The sequence below is a fragment of the Neisseria weixii genome (assembly GCF_042658245.1).
GTDB classification, from domain to species: domain Bacteria; phylum Pseudomonadota; class Gammaproteobacteria; order Burkholderiales; family Neisseriaceae; genus Neisseria; species Neisseria weixii.
Genome location: NZ_JBHSPY010000006.1, coordinates 72,624 through 88,956 on the forward strand (window position 1 = coordinate 72,624; position 16,333 = coordinate 88,956).

Below are 16,333 nucleotides of genomic sequence, written 5' to 3' on the forward strand. Positions count from 1 at the left end.
GCCGTCTGAAAATTTCAGACGGCCTTGCTTGGATTTTCAAATCGTTTTTCTGCGGTTCAATCATCTACCAATTCACACTCACGGCTCGGTTGCCCAACTGTTTTTCCAATTCCTCAAACAATGCGGCACTGGCGGTTATGCTCCATTTCGACGGAAGTTTCAGACGGCCTGAAGCTTGGCCGTTGCTGTATGACAGGGAAAGCGGAATATGCGGCGTATCCGGCAGGCGTGCGGCTGCAAGCATGGCAGCGAGCTTGGCGATATCGTGTTCAGGCCGCAAATCCAAGCTCAGGCCGCGGGCGTAATTTTGGCGCGCCATTTGCAGCGTCATCACCTGATTGGCCATGATGCGCAAACCGTCGCCGACGCCGTAATCATCACGGCTGACTTTGGATTCGATAATCAACACTTGGTCGGCTTTCAACAATCCGGCGCATTGTTCCAAGGTTTGGCCGCTGACCATGATTTCGATTTGGCCGCTCAAATCTTCCAGCGTGACAAACGCCAATTTGCCGCGCTTGCCCATCATGGTGCGCACCGATGTCACGAATCCGGCCAAACGCACGCTGTCTTGCGGTTTCAGACGGCCTAATTTCGCCGGTGCGATTTGATGCACTTCTTCGGCATAAGGGCCGAACGGATGGCCGGACAGATAAAAACCGATCACGGTTTTTTCTTCGGCGAGCTTTTCTGATTCGCTCCACATCGGCACATCGGCCAATTTTACCGGATCGATGGCATCGTCCATCATGTCGAACAAACCGCCCTGATTGGCATTGGCTGCTTTTTGGTCGGCATTGCCCATCGCCAAATCGATGTTGGCCAGCAACATGGCACGGTTAGGGTCGATGCTGTCAAACGCACCGCCGCGGATTAAGGCTTCGATCGTGCGGCGGTTCATGTGTTCTTTGCCGACACGCTCGCAGAAATCGAGCAAACCGGTAAATTTACCGCCCGCTTCCCGAGCGGCAATAATCGATTCCACCGCCGCTTCACCGGTGCCTTTAATGGCGCCCAAGGCATAGCGGATTTTGCGGTCGGGATAAGGCGTGAACCGGTAATCCGATTCATTGATGTCGGGTGGTAGGAAGGTCAAACCGTTGGCACGGCTGTCGTCATAAAAATGCTTGAGCTGATCGGTGTTGTCCAATTCCGACGACATGGTCGCAGCCATAAATTCGGCCGGATAATGTGCTTTGAGCCAGGCGGTTTGATAGGAAATCAGCGCGTAGGCGGCGGCGTGCGATTTGTTGAAACCGTAGCCGGCAAATTTCTCCATGTAGTTGAAAATCTGGTCGGACTTTTCGCGCGAAATGCCTTGTTTGGCGGCACCCTCGGCGAAAATCTCGCGGTGTTTGACCATTTCTTCCGGTTTTTTCTTACCCATCGCACGGCGCAGTAAGTCGGCACCGCCGAGCGAGTAGCCGCCGATAATCTGCGCTGCCTGCATCACCTGCTCTTGATACACCATAATGCCGTAAGTCGGCTCGAGAATTTCGGCCAGCATCGGGTGAATGTATTCAAACGACTCGCCTTTCATGCGCGCGACAAAGTCGGGAATGTTGTCCATCGGGCCCGGACGGTAGAGCGACACGAAGGCGATCAATTCTTCAAACTTAGTCGTGTGCGCCGTTTTCAGCATTTTTTTCATGCCGGTCGACTCAAACTGGAACACGGCAGTGGTATTGGCATCGCGGAAAATCTGATAGGCGGCTTGGTCATCCAGCGGAATGGTGCCGACATCGACAATGTCGCCGCTGGTGTTTTTGATGTTGTTTTGCGCCATTTCGATGATGGTCAAGTTGCGCAAACCCAAAAAGTCGAACTTCACCAAGCCCACGTCTTCCACGTCGCCTTTGTCGTACATAGAGACGGGCGATGCCGATTCATCGGCTTGATACACGGGGCTGAAATCGGAAATTTTACCCGGCGCAATCAGCACGCCGCCCGCGTGCATACCCAAACCGCGCGTTAAGTCTTCCAGCTTTTTCGCCAGCTCAATCAACTCTTGCGCCTCTTCCGCCGCAATCAGTTCGCCGATTTGCGGCTCAGCTTCCATTGCTTTATCCAAACTCAAAGGTTTGTTGGCTTCCAGCGGAATCAGTTTCGACAGGCGGTCGCACAGCATAAACGGCAATTCCAACACCCGCCCCACATCGCGAATCACGGCTTTGGACGACATGGTGCCGAACGTAACAATCTGACTCACCGCTTCCGCACCATATTTCGCGCGCACGTATTCAATCACGCGGCCACGGTTGGCTTGGCAGAAATCGACGTCGAAGTCGGGCATCGATACACGCTCAGGGTTCAAGAAACGCTCAAACAGCAAGGCATATTTCAGCGGATCAAGGTCGGTAATTTTCAGCGAATACGCCACCAGCGAACCCGCGCCCGAACCACGGCCCGGCCCCACCGGACAGCCGTTGTTTTTTGCCCAGTTGATGAAGTCTTGTACAATCAGGAAATAGCCTGGGAAGCCCATCTGGATAATGATGTCCAACTCAAAATCCAAACGCGCCTGATATTCCGGCATTTTTTCTGCCCGCTCGGCTTCATCGGGGTAAAGCTGCATCATGCGTTCTTGCAAACCTTCGTTGGACAACACTCTTAAATAGTCGTCCAAGCTCATGCCTTCCGGCGTGGGAAAATCAGGCAGGAAGTTTTTACCCAACGTAATGTGCAGGTTGCAGCGTTTGGCAATTTCCACCGTGTTTTCCAGCGCTTCGGGCAAATCGGCAAAACGTGCTGCCATTTCTTGCGGGTCGATGAAATATTGGCTCGGCGAAAATTCGCGCGGGCGTTTTTTGTCGCTCAACACCCAGCCGCCCGCTACGCACACGCGCGCTTCATGGGCATTAAAGTCTTCGAGGCTCATGAATTGGGTCGGGTGCGTCGCCACCACCGGCAAATCAAGCTCTTCCGCCAACGTCACGCTGCCCGATACGGCGGTTTCCCATTCGGGGCGCTCCGGCAGACGCTGCAATTCCAGATAAAATGCATTCGGAAACCATGCCGCATACTTTTGCGCCGCTGCTTTGGCTGCTTCGGGGTGGCCGTTTAACAGATTCACACCCACTTCGCCGTAATGCGCACCCGATAAGCAAATCAGGCCGCTGTTGTCGCCTTCGGTCAGCCAGCTTTGGCGCAATTCGGCATGGCCGACATTGCGGTCTTTGCCGACATATGCAGCGGTCAAGAGTTCGCTCAAACGTAGATAGCCGGCATCGTTGCGGATAATCAACATCGCTCGAAACGGCTTTTCCGGCGCTTCGGGGTTTTCAATCCATACATCCGCCCCGCCAATCGGCTTGATACCCGCACCACGGCAGGCTTTATAAAATTTCACCAAACCGAATTGGTTCATCAAATCACTCACGCCCAGCGCCGGCAAACCGTATTCCGCCGCTTTGGACACCAGCTTTTTAATCCGCACCATACCGTCGGTAATCGAAAATTCGGTATGCACGCGCAGGGGGATGTAGGTCGGTTGAATCATAGGAAATCTTGCAAAAAAGTCACACTAAAGCGGTATTGTAGCAGGGTTTGAAACATCACAGGCCGTCTGAAAGATTTTCAGACGGCCTGTGATACAATAAACGCATTCAATTTAGGAACATCAACATGGAAGCCACCGTTTATCTCGAAGACAACGAATACATCGCCTTATGCGACCTACTCAAGCTGGCCGGCTTGACCGGGAGCGGCGGCCAAGCGAAAGCTTTTATCGCCGAAGGTGCGGTATTGCGCAACGGCGAAGTGGAAACCCGCAAAACCGCCAAAATCCGCGGCGGCGAAGTGATTGAGTTTAACGGTGCGGTATTGGACATTGCCGATGGATACGACCCTGAAGACTAAAGCCGAAGCACTGTTGGGTGAGCCGCTGCTCAATGATCCCGTGCGCCCCGAAAGCTGGGAATGCTGCGGCAGCGATTGTGGCGATGCGTGTATTCAAACCATTTATCGGGACGAAAAAGCACGCTACGATGCGCAGCAGAAAAAGCTGCAAAGCTTAAATTTATCCGAAGGCGGATAAGCCTGTTTTTTCAGACGGCCTGACCGATAGGCCGTCTGAGCCTTTCTCTTTTTCCCGACATACACACATGATAGACCTTCACTGCCATTCCACCGTTTCAGACGGCCGCTTAACGCCTACCGAAGTGGTACGCCTTGCCCATGCCAACGGTTGCACGCTGCTGTCGCTGACCGACCACGACCACACCGGCGGCTTGGCTGAAGCACGTGCCGAAGCGGCTGCGCTTGGTCTGCGTTTTGTCAACGGCGTGGAAGTGTCGGTCACATGGAGCGGCCGCACGATTCATATTGTCGGCTTGGACTTTGACGAACACAATGAAACACTGCAAAACTTATTGGCTACTGTGCGCCAAGGCCGTCTGAAACGTTTGCAGGCGATTGCGGACAAATTGGCAAAAAAAGGCATCCATGGTGCATTTGACGGCGCGATGGCCTTGGTCAGCAATCCGGAAATGGCCAGCCGCACCCACATCGCCGAATTTCTCATCAACGAAGGCCGTGTTCGCAACAAGCAGCAGGCGTTTAGCAAATATTTGGGCGACGGCAAGCCCTGCTCGGTCAAACACGAATGGGCGGATTTGGGCGAATGCGTGGCCGCCATCAACGGCGCGGGCGGCATGGCGGTGATTGCGCATCCGATGCGTTACGACTTGTCGGCCACGGCCAAGCGCAATGTGTTTGACGAATTCAAATCGCTCGGCGGTGCAGGCATAGAAGTACACAGCGGCAATTGTAATAAAAACGACCGCTTGAGCTATGCGCTCTTGGCCGAGCGCCACGGCTTACTGGCAAGCTCAGGCAGCGGCTTTCACCGTCTGAACGATTTCTCCGGCGGCATACTCGGCGCCTGCCCGGAATTGCCGGAAAGCTGCCGGCCGGTTTGGCAGTATTTTAAAAATTAAACCGAGACTTAAGAAAACATTCATTATTATCGATAACCAACTCATACAAAAAGGCCGTCTGAAAGTATTCCTTTTCAGACGGCCTTGTTTATTTTATTTAAAACACCGCTTGCAAAATCAGATAACACACCACCGACAATGCGGCCGCAGCCGGTAAAGTAATCACCCAAGCCAAGCCGATCGGTTTCATCAACGCCCAGTTGGCATTGCGGTTCACCAAACCAATGCCCAATACCGCGCCGACCAAAATATGTGTGCTCGATACCGGCAAGCCCATTAATGAAGCCGCCATCACCACAGAAGCCGCCGATAATTCTGCGGCAAAGCCCGAAGCCGGATGCATTTCGGCCAAACTGGTGCCGACGGTTTTAATTACCTCTTTGCCGACGAACCACAAACCGACAATCAAAGCAATACCGAAAGTGAGCATCGCAATCGGTGGCACAGGGTTTTGCGTATTAATGTCGCCGGTACGCAATACGTCCATAATCGCAGCAAACGGTCCAATGGCGTTGGCAATATCATTGGCACCGTGACTGAAGGCAAAGCCACACGCGGTGAACACCTGCATCCATGAAAATATTTGGAAAGTTGATTTACCCAAGTCTTTGCGCTTCAGGCTCTTGGCAAATACGAATGTCGCCAGCCAAATCGCCGCGCCAATCATAAAGATGGTCAAGAAGCTGTTGACATTGCTCATGCCCAAATGCAGATTTTTCAAGCCTTTGAAAATCAGCATGGCCGAAATCATCATACCGCCGACAGACGCAATAAACGGCACCCATGAATGCAGCGCTTTGTAGGAATCGACGCTGTTTTTACGGTTATCGATTTCATACAGGCCACGGTAATAATCCGATTGCAATTCAGCCGGATTAAATTCAGGCTCGTTGTAAATTTCTGCGTCACGGGAAATTTTGGTAGCATAATCCACTTTGCCCGTTTCATCTAAGGTTTCAAAAAACAGGCGGTACTGCTCTTTATAGGCTTTCTTTTCCTGCTTAATCGCTTTGAGTGTCTCGTCTGCCCAAGCGTTGTAATCCAACACATATTTTTTGATTTGCGAGAACACAATATAAGAAGCCAACCCGCCCAACACCGGTGACAATACCCATGAAACGGCAATTTCACCGAGTTTGCCCCATTTAATCAAGGATCCGGCATCGACATGCGACATAAATGCCAAACACAGCGAACTGCCGACAATACCGCCGATAATCGCGTGCGTGGTTGATACCGGCAATCCTTTATGCGACGCAAACAGCAACCACAACGCCGCAGCCAGCAAGGCCGACATCATGATATAGACAAACTGCATAGGCTCGAGACCCATTGCACCCAAATCGACAATACCCTTACGGATGGTATCGGTCACTTCACCGCCGGCAATCACCGCACCGCTGACTTCAAACACTGCCGCAATAATCAAGGCCTGCGGAATGGTTAAGGTACCGGAGCCGACACTGGTACCAAATGAATTGGCAATGTCGTTACCGCCGATGTTAAATGCCATGAATATGCCGAACACGGTCGCCAAAACAAACAGCGTAGTATGGTTGTGATGGGTGTAACCCAACCCCCAATAAATAAAATAGCCGGCCACACCTACCAGCATAGCGGCAAATAAAGCATTAATCAGTTTTAAGTTCGCACTCGGTTGAGTCTGACCCATGGATGGATTCCTTTAAAACAAATTGGAAGCGAGCCTGTTAAATATTACAGTATGATTACAATATTGTAACATAATCTTGCATTGTAACCGTTTTGCCAAAATTGTTGCAGATTTATTTCTGCTTATCCGCTAAATTCCCATTGAGCCAGCCAACTTGACCAAATCGCGTTAAAATAGTGGTTTTCCCCATAAAATTTCCATGAGCAGCCAATTCTATATCGGCATCATGTCCGGCACCAGCATGGACGGTGCGGATGCCGTTTTAATCCGCATGCAGGACACCAACTGGCAAGCCGCCATCGATCACAGCTTCACTCCTTTTTCAGACGGCCTGCGACAAGAATTATTGGCGCTGCAAAACACCGGCAGCAACGAGTTACACCGCAGCTTCATGCTCTCTCAAACCTTAAGCCGCCTGTATGCCGATACTGTCAAGCAACTCTTGCGCCAGCAAAATCTCACGCCTGAAGACATCACCGCCATCGGCTGCCACGGTCAAACCGTGCGCCATTCACCGGAAAACGGTTACAGCGTGCAGCTGGCCGATTTACCGCTATTGGCCGAACTCACCGGCATTTTTACCATCGGCGATTTTCGCAGCCGCGATTTAGCCGCTGGCGGACAAGGTGCGCCTTTGGTGCCTGCCTTTCATCATGCACTGTTTCACCATATGGGAGAAACCCGTGTAGTGTTAAACATCGGCGGCATTTCCAATATCAGCGTTTTACCGCCTGATACACCGGTATTCGGCTTCGATACGGGCCCCGGTAATATGCTGATGGATGCATGGATGCAACATACTTGGCAGCTTCCTTACGACCGCAACGGCGAAAAAGCAATGCAGGGTAAATTATTGCCGGAATTACTAACTACCCTGCTCAACCACCCTTATTTTTCCCAGCCTTATCCGAAAAGCACCGGCCGCGAATTATTTTCACTAGAATGGTTACGGGGCCGTCTGAAAGGCGGCGAACAGCCGGAAGACGTGTTACAAACCCTGCTCCAATACACCGCCTGTACCATCTTTACCGCCATCTGCCAAGCAGCGCCTGATGCCAGTAACATTTACGTCTGCGGTGGCGGCGTGCAAAACCAAGCTTTGATGGATACCCTGGAAACTTTAACCAGCCGTAAAAATATTGCCCTGCACAGTACCAGCAAGCTGAATCTCGATCCACAATGGGTCGAAGCGGCTGCTTTCGGTTGGCTGGCGGCTTGCTGGATAAACCGCATACCAAGCAATCCGCACCATGCAACAGGTGCGCGCAAACCCTGCATTCTGGGCGCCGGTCATTATGCCTAATGTCGGTTGCCGCTATCGTTTAGTTTGCCCCAAATCCGCTCAAATCGCCTAAACAATTTGAGGTTTAAGCTTGCAATGTCAGACCAAGCAACTTGATTCAACATAAAAAAGCCCTTGCTTTCACAAGGGCTTTTATTTCTACAAGCAACTTAATTATTTCAATTTAGTTTCTTTGTAGATAACGTGTTTACGGGCTACCGGGTCAAATTTTTTGATTTCCAGTTTGCCAGGCATAGTGCGTTTGTTTTTAGTAGTGGTGTAAAAGTGACCGGTACCAGCACTAGATTCCAATTTGATTTTATCGCGCATTGCAGTAATCCTTAATTATAAGCGTTCGTTAATTAAGCTTCGCCGCGAGCACGCAAATCAGCCAATACGACATCAATGCCTACTTTATCAATGGTGCGCAATGCAGCGTTAGAAACGCGCAAGCGAACCCAGCGGTTTTCACTTTCTACCCAGAAACGACGTGATTGCAAGTTAGGCAAAAAACGACGTTTGGTTTTGTTGTTGGCGTGTGATACGTTATTGCCAGACATCGGGCGCTTACCGGTCACTTTGCAAACTCGTGCCATGGTTAGTCTCCAAACTTCTAATAGTAAAACGCGATTTATACCATGAAAAGCAGCGTTTGTTCAAGTCGCTTTCTGAAAAAACGTGATTTACAGGGATAAAACCGCCTAATTGTTGCATTCGCGAAACGTTTTGCTTCGCGAAGAGATAAAGATGAATTATAACGGATTTTTGACAAGCGCGCATCTGTTGTTCGCCAAAATAAAATCCAATGCCGTCTCAAAATATAGGGCATATTTCTGATAAACACAAAAAAGCCCTGCTTATGCAGGGCTTTTGCTTGACACTTCAGACGGCCTTAATCCATTTGCGCCACAGAAACCGGCAAACCGCGCACGGCTGCCAATGTGGCATTGGCGGCTTTTTGCTGCTTGCGGAACGCGCTCATGTTATTCGGTGTCAGTTTCGGTGTCGGCAAGGCCACAGTAGCCGGACTCACAGGCTGGCTGTTGACACGCGCCTCATAGTGCAGATGCGGGCCGGTTGAGCGGCCGCTGCTGCCGACATAGCCGATAATATCACCGGCGCGTACGCTACCGGTCAGTTGTGAAAATGCACTCATGTGACCATATAAGGTTTCCACACCATTGGCATGCATAACCATCACTGTGTGACCATAACCACCTTTCCAGCCTTTAAATGTAATCGTACCATCTGCAGCAGCACGAATCGGCGTACCAGTTGGCGCGGCATAGTCGATACCTGTATGCATGCGCACAGTGCGTAAAACCGGATGCACTCGGTAGCCGTAAGGCGAAGAAATACGGGTATATTCAACAGGCTGAATGTTAAAGCCTTCTTTCTGCTGCAACGATTTACCGTTTTGATCGTAGTAGCTGCCGCCCTCTTCGTCGTCTTTACCTTGGCTGTAGTAATAAGCATGGTAGGTTTTGCCGTTTTTCACGATCTCAGCGGCCAAAATATCACCCACACCCATTTGTTGGCCGCGGAAATACATACTGTTGTACAGCAAGCGGATAACGTCGCCTTCTTTCAAGGTTTGCATATCGACGGTATCAGCAAAAATTTCGCGAAGTTGCAGATAGACATCTGACGGAATTTCAGCGCGCAGCATATCGCCGATGGCAGAGCTGCGAATTGTAATCGAACGCAGAGTCGGCATGGTTCTCATGTCGATTTCTTCGTTAGAAGCCTGCCATTTACCCTTGACCTTTTCCAGAGCCACCAAGTTGCGCTCTAATTCTTCATCAATGAAAAACTGCACATCGGTCACTTGACCCGCGGCATCTACACGGATATTCACGGATTGATCGGCCTTCAGATTTTTCATGTCGCGTGTGGCATTGTTTTTTGCCATAATTGCTTTGATATCGGTTTGCGGTACGTCCATGCGGGTTAATACATCCGACAGGGAATCGCCCTGTTGTACCACTTCTTGTACCCAGTAGCTGGAGTGAAAATTACCGGTTTCAACGTAAACTGCCGGTAATTCTTCCAATACGCGTTCAACTTTAAAGCCGCCCGCTTTGGGCATAGGCTCGGTCACTGCATAGGCCGTCATTACACCGGAAACCGGCAGCAGCATACCCAATAATGACCAACGCACCGGCTTGTTTCGCCAAAACCGGCTGAAAAAAGAATTTTTCGTTTGTTCAGACACTCGCCAGTCCTTCTTAATTTCTATTGCGGTTGAAGCCGCATGATTTATTGTTAAAGCTGCATGTTTTGAAATCTGATTTATCTTAATCCGCCGATTTCAAACGGCCCCAAACGACTTGCGGCGGATTAAGATAAATCGACTTTACAGGCAGGATTATCCGGCCCAAATGATAGATTGACACTTGATTTTGCTGAATTTTACGCGTGCTTATTGTAGCACAAAACCATCTACCGCACCAAAAGGCCGTCTGAAACATCCTTAACCAATATTAGTCCACGCTTCATTGAATCAAGTTCAATATGGCGTAAAATAAGCGTTTTCGCTTCGCCCTACCCTTATGAAACTCACGCTCGCCATTCCCGCACTCAACCGTCGCAACGATGAGACGCTGCCGCCGCTAAAACTTGACGCATTTAACCAAATCTTGCGATACGGACGTCTGAACAAAATGCCGCAAACGCCGTCTGAATTTTACCGCCGTCATCTGTGGCAAGGCAGCTTATTGGCACAGGCAAAGCGCAGGCTGAATATTCCGGCCAATCAGGCTGCAGCGTTTGCCAGCCCGCTGTGGCAGCAAATGGGTATGCACCAAGTCAATGTTATCAGCGGCGAGCATTTAAACATTCAAGCCGAAGAAGCCGAACAGTTTTGCCGGGAATTGAGCGATTTTTATCGGGAAGACAGTTGGCAGTTCCATCCATTGCGGCCGGACTTATGGCTAATTACCATGCCGTCTGAAAGCGATTGGGATGTGGCACCGATATGGGATATTGGCGGACAAATCGGCGCTACCGACCAAGCCACAGGCCGCGATGCCCTGCAATGGCTCAACAAGCAAACCGAAATGCAAATGTGGCTGCACAACCATCCACTCAACCAGCAGCGCCAAAGCCAACCAGCCCCCGCACTCAACGGCCTGTGGTTATGGCAAGACATTCACGGCATCAGCATGCATACGGGTTTACTCGCCAGCGACAGCCCGTGGGCAGCCTTTTACCCGCACCAGCGCATCAAGGCGCCTGATGATTTCAACGCGTATTTGAATGCAGCCAACGAATCCGGTTTATCCGTTTCAGACAGCCTGATTTTCTTGGATAATTTGGTCGTGACCGGGCAAACCGGCGATGTGTTCGCCTATCAGGAAATTCTGCAAAATTGGGAAAACCGCTGGTTTTCACCCTTGTGGCAAGCCTTGCAATCAGGCCGTCTGAAACAGCTGACGATTGCAACCGATGGCGAAAACGGCGGCGAATTGGTGATGACTTCAAAATCCAAATGGGCATTTTGGAAAGCAAACAAAAACTTTAACGGCATTTGGTGACCATGTGAAAACAACAAACAGGCCGTCTGAAACGTTTCAGACGGCCTGTTTAATCAATAACAAAAACAATAATTACATTTGTTGTTGCGCAGCACGGATGGCGTTTTGATCAGGGGTGATCAACACTTCTACGCGGCGGTTTTGCGCACGGCCTTCGGCAGTGGCATTAGACGCGATTGGCTGACGTGAACCGTAACCGGCGGTGGTCAAACGCGAACCGCTCACGCCGCGTGATTGCAGGTAAGTGGCCACAGATTGTGCACGGTTGCGAGACAATGGCTCGTTGATGGCATCAGAACCGGTGTTATCGGTATGGCCATTGATGGTCAACGTGGTGTCTGGGTATTGAACCAGCGTTTGTGCCGCAGCGTTCAGAGCGTTTTGCGCGTTAGTGCTCAAGACAGCGCTACCGGTTGCGAAGGTGACGTTTTCGGGCATAACCAATTTGATTTGGTTGCCTTGGCGCTCTACTTCCACGTTGGTATTGGCCAAGCTTTCACGCAGTTTTTTCTCTTGGTAATCCATGTAGCCACCTACGCCTGCGCCGACTGCGCCACAGGCCAAGGCTGAGTTACGCGCGCCTTTGCTGCCGTGGGTCAACGCACCAACGATACCGCACACAGCAGCACCACCTAAGCCGTAAACGGCCGTTTTGCTGGCGGTTTGCTGACCGGTCGTCGGATTGGTCACACAGCCTGCCAAAGCCAAAGGAGCGGCAACGATGGCCAGTGTCAAAGGTTTCAAGAATTTCATGGTTTTCGTTTTCCTTTCGATAAAAACGTGCCTTTTTAAGGCTGTCCGAAATAGTTTGCCGGCTTGCACTCTCGCCAAGCCAACTTTTAGACATGGTTATCATAGCCAACATTTCAAATGCTTAAAAGCACGTTTAACCCGATATTACAAAGCTGTTCATGCGCTAACGTTTTTCCGCCGACACACTACCGTTTATCGCCTTTCCAGACAGGTTGATGGTTGCTTGTGGCTTATTTCTTTACATTTTCACGATGTTTCTGATACCAGCGCAGCAAGATAAATTTCAATCTGACCTTAACATCATAACCTACCGATCCTGCGCCCAGCACAAGCAATACCGCCGCCACAGGCAAAGCAAAATGATGGCCGATGGCCTGATAACCCAATGCGCCGATAATACCGCCCAAGATAAAAGTAGCCATCAAGCCCGAAAGCAGCCACATTTTCGGCTTATTGACACGAATATGCGGCAGGCGCGGATGATGTTGCTTGGAATAATACATGACCTTGGATAATTCAATGCCCAAATCGGTGGCCGAACCGGTCATGTGCGTTGAGCGAATTGCGCCGCCCGAGAGCAAAGTAATCACCGTATTGTGCATACCCATAATAAAGCAGAGCAAAAACAACGCCAAAGATGGCAAGGCAAACTGGCCAAAGCCGAGATCAAGCTGAAAAGCAGTGGCGCCAAACAAACCGAAAATCAAAAAATAAACTGCTTCCAGCCACATAGAAAAACCATAGCTACCACGAAAGCGTTTTTGCTGCATCCATAAAATCACCCAGCTCGAATGCGCCGCGCCCATCACAAAACAAATCACGCTGATAAACGCCACCAGCACCACGCCCCATTCGCGCGTATAGGCCATGTCTGCCATCAAAGAAAGCGAGCCAGTAACATGCGACGTATAGCGGGCAAACGCAAAAAAGCCACCCGCATTGATTGCGCCGGCCAACAGCGCCATCACATAGCCCAACCAACGAAACCGCTCGTCTGAAATATGCTGCTCCCGTAAATACGGCCGATCAGCCTGCCAAAAAGGTGCCGTATGCAAGCGTTCATATCGCTTGTTGCGTGCTTTTTTCCTAACAGATGCCGCTTGATGATGGTCATGCCATTCTATTTCCTTATTTTTTCAGACGGCCTGACCGCCCTGAATATTTATTCTGCAAACACCATCATAACAGACCCATCTCACATTGAGCTGAATCCCAAGCAACAATATTACCGCTTGCTAAACCACAACAAAATGGCGTACATTAAACCTCACCAAACCTCACCGACTCAATCAGGGGGCATCGCAATGAAAAATATACGCAGCTTATTGATTCTCGGCGCAATTTCCACACTTGCCGCCTGCGCCACCACGCCCGAGCAAAAAGCCGAACGTGCCGCTGCGCAAAAACGTTACGAACAAAACCTGCAAATAACACTTGCCGCACAGTGCGATAAAGACACCGCATTATTGATGCAAAAGCAGTTTGAACAAGTCGAACAACCTACGGCACTTTCCAGCAAAGAGCAGCAGGAATTCCGCTTGAAATACATCGATAAAGTCACCGACCCGATGTTCCAAGCCTGCTACAAAATGGCTTGGCAAAACCACATCGCGCAACAAAAATTGCGTGAAGCCCGCTATTACCACGACTATTATGACGACTGGGGCCGGTACCGTCCGTTTTACCACCCGTTTTGGTGGTAACCGCACTTAAACCATTCGTTACATCGAGACCTTTGCAAGCCCCCGATTGGTTTGAGTTCAGTTCGAAGTTACCGCAGCACAGGAAAGTGCAGACATATCATTTAAAGACTAAGCTTTCGAGCGGCACACAACGAAGAAATATGCCAAAGATGGGGATTTTACAAAGATCTCAGGCCGTCTGAACGAATCTACTTTCAGACGGCCTTATCTATAATTTAATTTCTGGATAAAGAGGCCGTCTCAACTCCATGCGTTATTTTTTCTTTTTATTGTTGTGGCTGTTTGCCGCCGCCGCTTCAGCCAGAGGCGTCCCCGAAGCCGATACATTTCTTTATGAAATCAGCAAACCCGGCCGGCCGGTTTCCTACCTGCTCGGCACCATCCACGTCGGCAAACTCAACGCCGCCCTGCCTGCCGATCACCGCCGCACACTCAACCGCGTGTCGCAATTGGTGGTTGAAAGCGACGAATCTAGCATGACGGCTGCCGACACCTCAAAAATGCTGCAAATGATGGCCGACAACCGCCCTTTAAAACTAAGTTTGGGCAATGCACGCATGCATCGGTTGCAAAATATGTTGGCCACCGGTCAAGAGCGCTCCGACTTTTCCCCCGATTCCCAAATCAAACCGTGGGCGTTTTGGCTGCTGACCCAAAGCACCTTCAATCCCAAGGGTTATACTTATGAATACGGCATCGACAATCTGCTGATTCAGCGCGCCCAAAAGCTCAATAAGCCGGTGATTGCATTGGAAGGTACGGAGCAGCTCAGCTATTTCGTCCACCTGCCCGAAGATGCCATCATCCGCTCGTTTGATGCTTTGGAAAAACACCGCCAAGCCTTTCTGAACGACATCATCACCTTAGAAAACGATTACCGCCGCCAACGCGCTAAAAAAGTATGGGCGGAAATCGCCGATCCCGCGCATCAATTAAGATTCTTGCCACGCAGAGACCATCCGTTGTGGCATGAACTGATCTACGGCAAATTACTCACCCGGCGCAACCAAATCTGGCTGCCCAAGCTGATTGAAATCCTGCCGCACAAACCGACCCTGATTGCCGTCGGCGCTGCGCATTTGTTCGGCGAACAAGGCTTGATTGTGCGTCTGCGCCAAGTTGGCTATCAAGTTAGGCCGGTTAAGGTTAAAGTGGGGACGCACTAATTCATCAGGCCGAGAGCTTTGCAAAATTTCCATCTATGCCACATTCTTCCTTATGCGCTGCTCGAAAGCCCAGCCTTTACATGAATCCGTCTCCGCTTTCAGTGTTGTTATCACTTCAAACCGCACTCAAATCCGGTGTTTTGCCAAAGCCCCTACGTCTGAAACCTTTCAGACGGCCTCGAATCTATTGCCATCTCCGTTTCATACATTCTCGTCTGAAACATCCCGCCGCCCGATATTTATGCCGAAGCATTTATCCCAAGCCCGATTGCATTTACAATAGCGCCTGATTCAAATACACACCCACCACCATGAATATCCACCTCGGCCGCCATCACCCGCCCGAATGTCCGCAAGGCGCAGCAGTAACCATCGGCAACTTCGACGGCGTGCATCTCGGCCACAAACACATTCTGCAAACCCTCAAACGCCAAGCCGACACTCTCAACCTGCCGGTTGTCGTGGTGATTTTCGAGCCGCAGCCGAAAGAGTTTTTTGCCAAAAAATTCAGCAAACCTCAGCCTTACCGTATATCTCCTTTGCGCACCAAGCTGGATTTATTGCGCCAAACCGAATGTGTCGACATCGTGTGGGTGTTGCCGTTTACCCAAAGTTTCGCCGACATGCCCGCGCAAACCTTCATTGACGATTTGCTGCGCGACAAACTCAATACCCGCTACCTGCTCATCGGCGACGATTTCCGCTTCGGCGCCGGGCGCGAAGGTGGCTTTGAAATGCTGCAAGCCCAAAGCGGCATGCAGACCGAGCGCACCCCTTCCGTCATCGTCGAAGACATCCGCACCAGCAGCACCGCCGTTCGCCAAGCCCTTTCAGACGGCCGCTTGGCCTACGCGCGCAAATTATTGGGGCACGATTATGTGTTGGGCGGCAAAATCAAACACGGCAAAAAACTCGGCCGCACCATCAACGCCCCCACCGCTAACGTGCAGCTGCCGCCATACCACTACGCGCTGAGCGGCGTGTTTGTGGTCGAAGCCGATGGCCGCTTCGGCACCCGCCGCGGGGTAGCCAGCTTTGGTTTCAACCCGACTGTATCCGACAAAAAAACACAGAAGCTGGAAGTGCATTTATTTGACTTCCAAGGCGGTTTATACGGTCAACGCTTAAACGTGCGCTTTTTGCACAAACTGCGCGACGAACAAAAATTCGATAACATCGACGCACTAAAAACACAAATTTTAAAAGACATGGAAGCGGCGAAAAACTGGCAGCCGTGATTGTCATCAAAAAGGCCGTCTGAAAAACATTTCTGCTTTTCAGACG

15 protein-coding genes are annotated in these 16,333 nt (G+C 50.7%); 8 read left to right on the forward strand and 7 right to left on the reverse strand.

The annotated features are described in order from the left end of the window. Positions 1-64 precede the first annotated feature (64 nt). Positions 65-3,499 (reverse strand): DNA polymerase III subunit alpha, encoded by a 3,435-nt coding sequence (dnaE, locus tag ACFPVS_RS05185; protein ID WP_096295932.1) that lies wholly within the window; start codon positions 3,497-3,499, stop codon positions 65-67. Positions 3,500-3,624: 125 nt separating this feature from the next. On the opposite strand from dnaE, the gene ACFPVS_RS05190 reads away from it, so the two are divergent. From ACFPVS_RS05190 to ACFPVS_RS05200, 3 genes are all read left to right on the forward strand, one after another. Further along, complete coding sequence (locus tag ACFPVS_RS05190; protein WP_096295933.1) at positions 3,625-3,858, forward strand: RNA-binding S4 domain-containing protein; 234 nt, start codon at positions 3,625-3,627, stop codon at positions 3,856-3,858. Beyond that, positions 3,836-4,036: an oxidoreductase-like domain-containing protein gene (locus ACFPVS_RS05195; RefSeq protein WP_096295934.1), complete on the forward strand. Its 201-nt coding sequence runs from the start codon at positions 3,836-3,838 to the stop codon at positions 4,034-4,036. Before ACFPVS_RS05190 ends, ACFPVS_RS05195 begins: the two co-directional genes overlap by 23 nt. A gap of 67 nt (positions 4,037-4,103) precedes the next feature. Beyond that, complete coding sequence (locus tag ACFPVS_RS05200) at positions 4,104-4,937, forward strand: PHP domain-containing protein (protein ID WP_096295935.1); 834 nt, start codon at positions 4,104-4,106, stop codon at positions 4,935-4,937. Positions 4,938-5,034: 97 nt separating this feature from the next. Here the strand turns inward: ACFPVS_RS05200 and ACFPVS_RS05205 are convergent, their stop codons facing one another. After that, positions 5,035-6,609: an inorganic phosphate transporter gene (locus ACFPVS_RS05205; RefSeq protein ID WP_096295936.1), complete on the reverse strand. Its 1,575-nt coding sequence runs from the start codon at positions 6,607-6,609 to the stop codon at positions 5,035-5,037. Positions 6,610-6,808: 199 nt separating this feature from the next. Here ACFPVS_RS05205 and ACFPVS_RS05210 point away from each other — a divergent pair, with 199 nt between their 5' ends. Beyond that, positions 6,809-7,912, forward strand: a complete 1,104-nt coding sequence (locus tag ACFPVS_RS05210; RefSeq protein ID WP_123803560.1) for an anhydro-N-acetylmuramic acid kinase — start codon at positions 6,809-6,811, stop codon at positions 7,910-7,912. Positions 7,913-8,065: 153 nt separating this feature from the next. Here the strand turns inward: ACFPVS_RS05210 and rpmG are convergent, their stop codons facing one another. The 3 genes from rpmG to ACFPVS_RS05225 form a co-directional block, all read right to left on the reverse strand. Beyond that, positions 8,066-8,221: a 50S ribosomal protein L33 gene (gene rpmG / locus ACFPVS_RS05215; RefSeq protein ID WP_003684373.1), complete on the reverse strand. Its 156-nt coding sequence runs from the start codon at positions 8,219-8,221 to the stop codon at positions 8,066-8,068. Positions 8,222-8,253: 32 nt separating this feature from the next. Further along, on the reverse strand, positions 8,254-8,487 hold the full coding sequence (gene rpmB, locus ACFPVS_RS05220) for a 50S ribosomal protein L28 (RefSeq protein ID WP_002216391.1): 234 nt from the start codon (positions 8,485-8,487) through the stop codon (positions 8,254-8,256). Positions 8,488-8,783: 296 nt separating this feature from the next. Next, the gene (locus ACFPVS_RS05225) at positions 8,784-10,031 is read right to left on the reverse strand and encodes a M23 family metallopeptidase (RefSeq protein ID WP_232507611.1); all 1,248 of its coding nucleotides are present in this window, start codon (positions 10,029-10,031) and stop codon (positions 8,784-8,786) included. 412 nt (positions 10,032-10,443) lie between these two features. On the opposite strand from ACFPVS_RS05225, the gene ACFPVS_RS05230 reads away from it, so the two are divergent. Then, complete coding sequence (locus ACFPVS_RS05230) at positions 10,444-11,427, forward strand: hypothetical protein (RefSeq protein WP_378595470.1); 984 nt, start codon at positions 10,444-10,446, stop codon at positions 11,425-11,427. A 72-nt stretch (positions 11,428-11,499) separates the two neighbouring features. Here ACFPVS_RS05230 and ACFPVS_RS05235 read toward each other — a convergent pair whose 3' ends face one another. Together ACFPVS_RS05235 and ACFPVS_RS05240 are read right to left on the reverse strand one after the other, a co-directional pair. After that, positions 11,500-12,180 (reverse strand): YiaD family glycine zipper/OmpA-like lipoprotein, encoded by a 681-nt coding sequence (locus ACFPVS_RS05235; protein ID WP_096295937.1) that lies wholly within the window; start codon positions 12,178-12,180, stop codon positions 11,500-11,502. A gap of 230 nt (positions 12,181-12,410) precedes the next feature. Then, complete coding sequence (locus ACFPVS_RS05240; RefSeq protein ID WP_232507451.1) at positions 12,411-13,235, reverse strand: YoaK family protein; 825 nt, start codon at positions 13,233-13,235, stop codon at positions 12,411-12,413. Between the two features lie 249 nt (positions 13,236-13,484). Here ACFPVS_RS05240 and ACFPVS_RS05245 point away from each other — a divergent pair, with 249 nt between their 5' ends. The 3 genes from ACFPVS_RS05245 to ribF all read left to right on the forward strand — a co-directional run bounded on the left by ACFPVS_RS05245 (position 13,485) and on the right by ribF (position 16,287). Next, a complete protein-coding gene (locus ACFPVS_RS05245) occupies positions 13,485-13,883 on the forward strand; it encodes a hypothetical protein (RefSeq protein WP_096296192.1) in 399 nt (132 codons plus the stop codon). Positions 13,884-14,131: 248 nt separating this feature from the next. Beyond that, entirely contained in the window at positions 14,132-15,049 is a 918-nt protein-coding gene (locus ACFPVS_RS05250) for a TraB/GumN family protein (protein WP_378595471.1), read from the forward strand. 311 nt (positions 15,050-15,360) lie between these two features. After that, positions 15,361-16,287 (forward strand): bifunctional riboflavin kinase/FAD synthetase, encoded by a 927-nt coding sequence (ribF, locus tag ACFPVS_RS05255; protein WP_378595472.1) that lies wholly within the window; start codon positions 15,361-15,363, stop codon positions 16,285-16,287. The last annotated feature ends 46 nt before the right edge of the window (positions 16,288-16,333 follow it).

What these genes read in the sequence shown, in the direction of transcription:
- dnaE (WP_096295932.1), bottom strand. Translation starts at nt 3,499, where the DNA reads ATGATTCAACCGACCTACATCCCCCTGCGCGTGCATACCGAATTTTCG.
- ACFPVS_RS05190 (WP_096295933.1), top strand. Translation starts at nt 3,625, where the DNA reads ATGGAAGCCACCGTTTATCTCGAAGACAACGAATACATCGCCTTATGC.
- ACFPVS_RS05195 (WP_096295934.1), top strand. Translation starts at nt 3,836, where the DNA reads ATGGATACGACCCTGAAGACTAAAGCCGAAGCACTGTTGGGTGAGCCG.
- ACFPVS_RS05200 (WP_096295935.1), top strand. Translation starts at nt 4,104, where the DNA reads ATGATAGACCTTCACTGCCATTCCACCGTTTCAGACGGCCGCTTAACG.
- ACFPVS_RS05205 (WP_096295936.1), bottom strand. Translation starts at nt 6,609, where the DNA reads ATGGGTCAGACTCAACCGAGTGCGAACTTAAAACTGATTAATGCTTTA.
- ACFPVS_RS05210 (WP_123803560.1), top strand. Translation starts at nt 6,809, where the DNA reads ATGAGCAGCCAATTCTATATCGGCATCATGTCCGGCACCAGCATGGAC.
- rpmG (WP_003684373.1), bottom strand. Translation starts at nt 8,221, where the DNA reads ATGCGCGATAAAATCAAATTGGAATCTAGTGCTGGTACCGGTCACTTT.
- rpmB (WP_002216391.1), bottom strand. Translation starts at nt 8,487, where the DNA reads ATGGCACGAGTTTGCAAAGTGACCGGTAAGCGCCCGATGTCTGGCAAT.
- ACFPVS_RS05225 (WP_232507611.1), bottom strand. Translation starts at nt 10,031, where the DNA reads ATGCTGCTGCCGGTTTCCGGTGTAATGACGGCCTATGCAGTGACCGAG.
- ACFPVS_RS05230 (WP_378595470.1), top strand. Translation starts at nt 10,444, where the DNA reads ATGAAACTCACGCTCGCCATTCCCGCACTCAACCGTCGCAACGATGAG.
- ACFPVS_RS05235 (WP_096295937.1), bottom strand. Translation starts at nt 12,180, where the DNA reads ATGAAATTCTTGAAACCTTTGACACTGGCCATCGTTGCCGCTCCTTTG.
- ACFPVS_RS05245 (WP_096296192.1), top strand. Translation starts at nt 13,485, where the DNA reads ATGAAAAATATACGCAGCTTATTGATTCTCGGCGCAATTTCCACACTT.
- ACFPVS_RS05250 (WP_378595471.1), top strand. Translation starts at nt 14,132, where the DNA reads ATGCGTTATTTTTTCTTTTTATTGTTGTGGCTGTTTGCCGCCGCCGCT.
- ribF (WP_378595472.1), top strand. Translation starts at nt 15,361, where the DNA reads ATGAATATCCACCTCGGCCGCCATCACCCGCCCGAATGTCCGCAAGGC.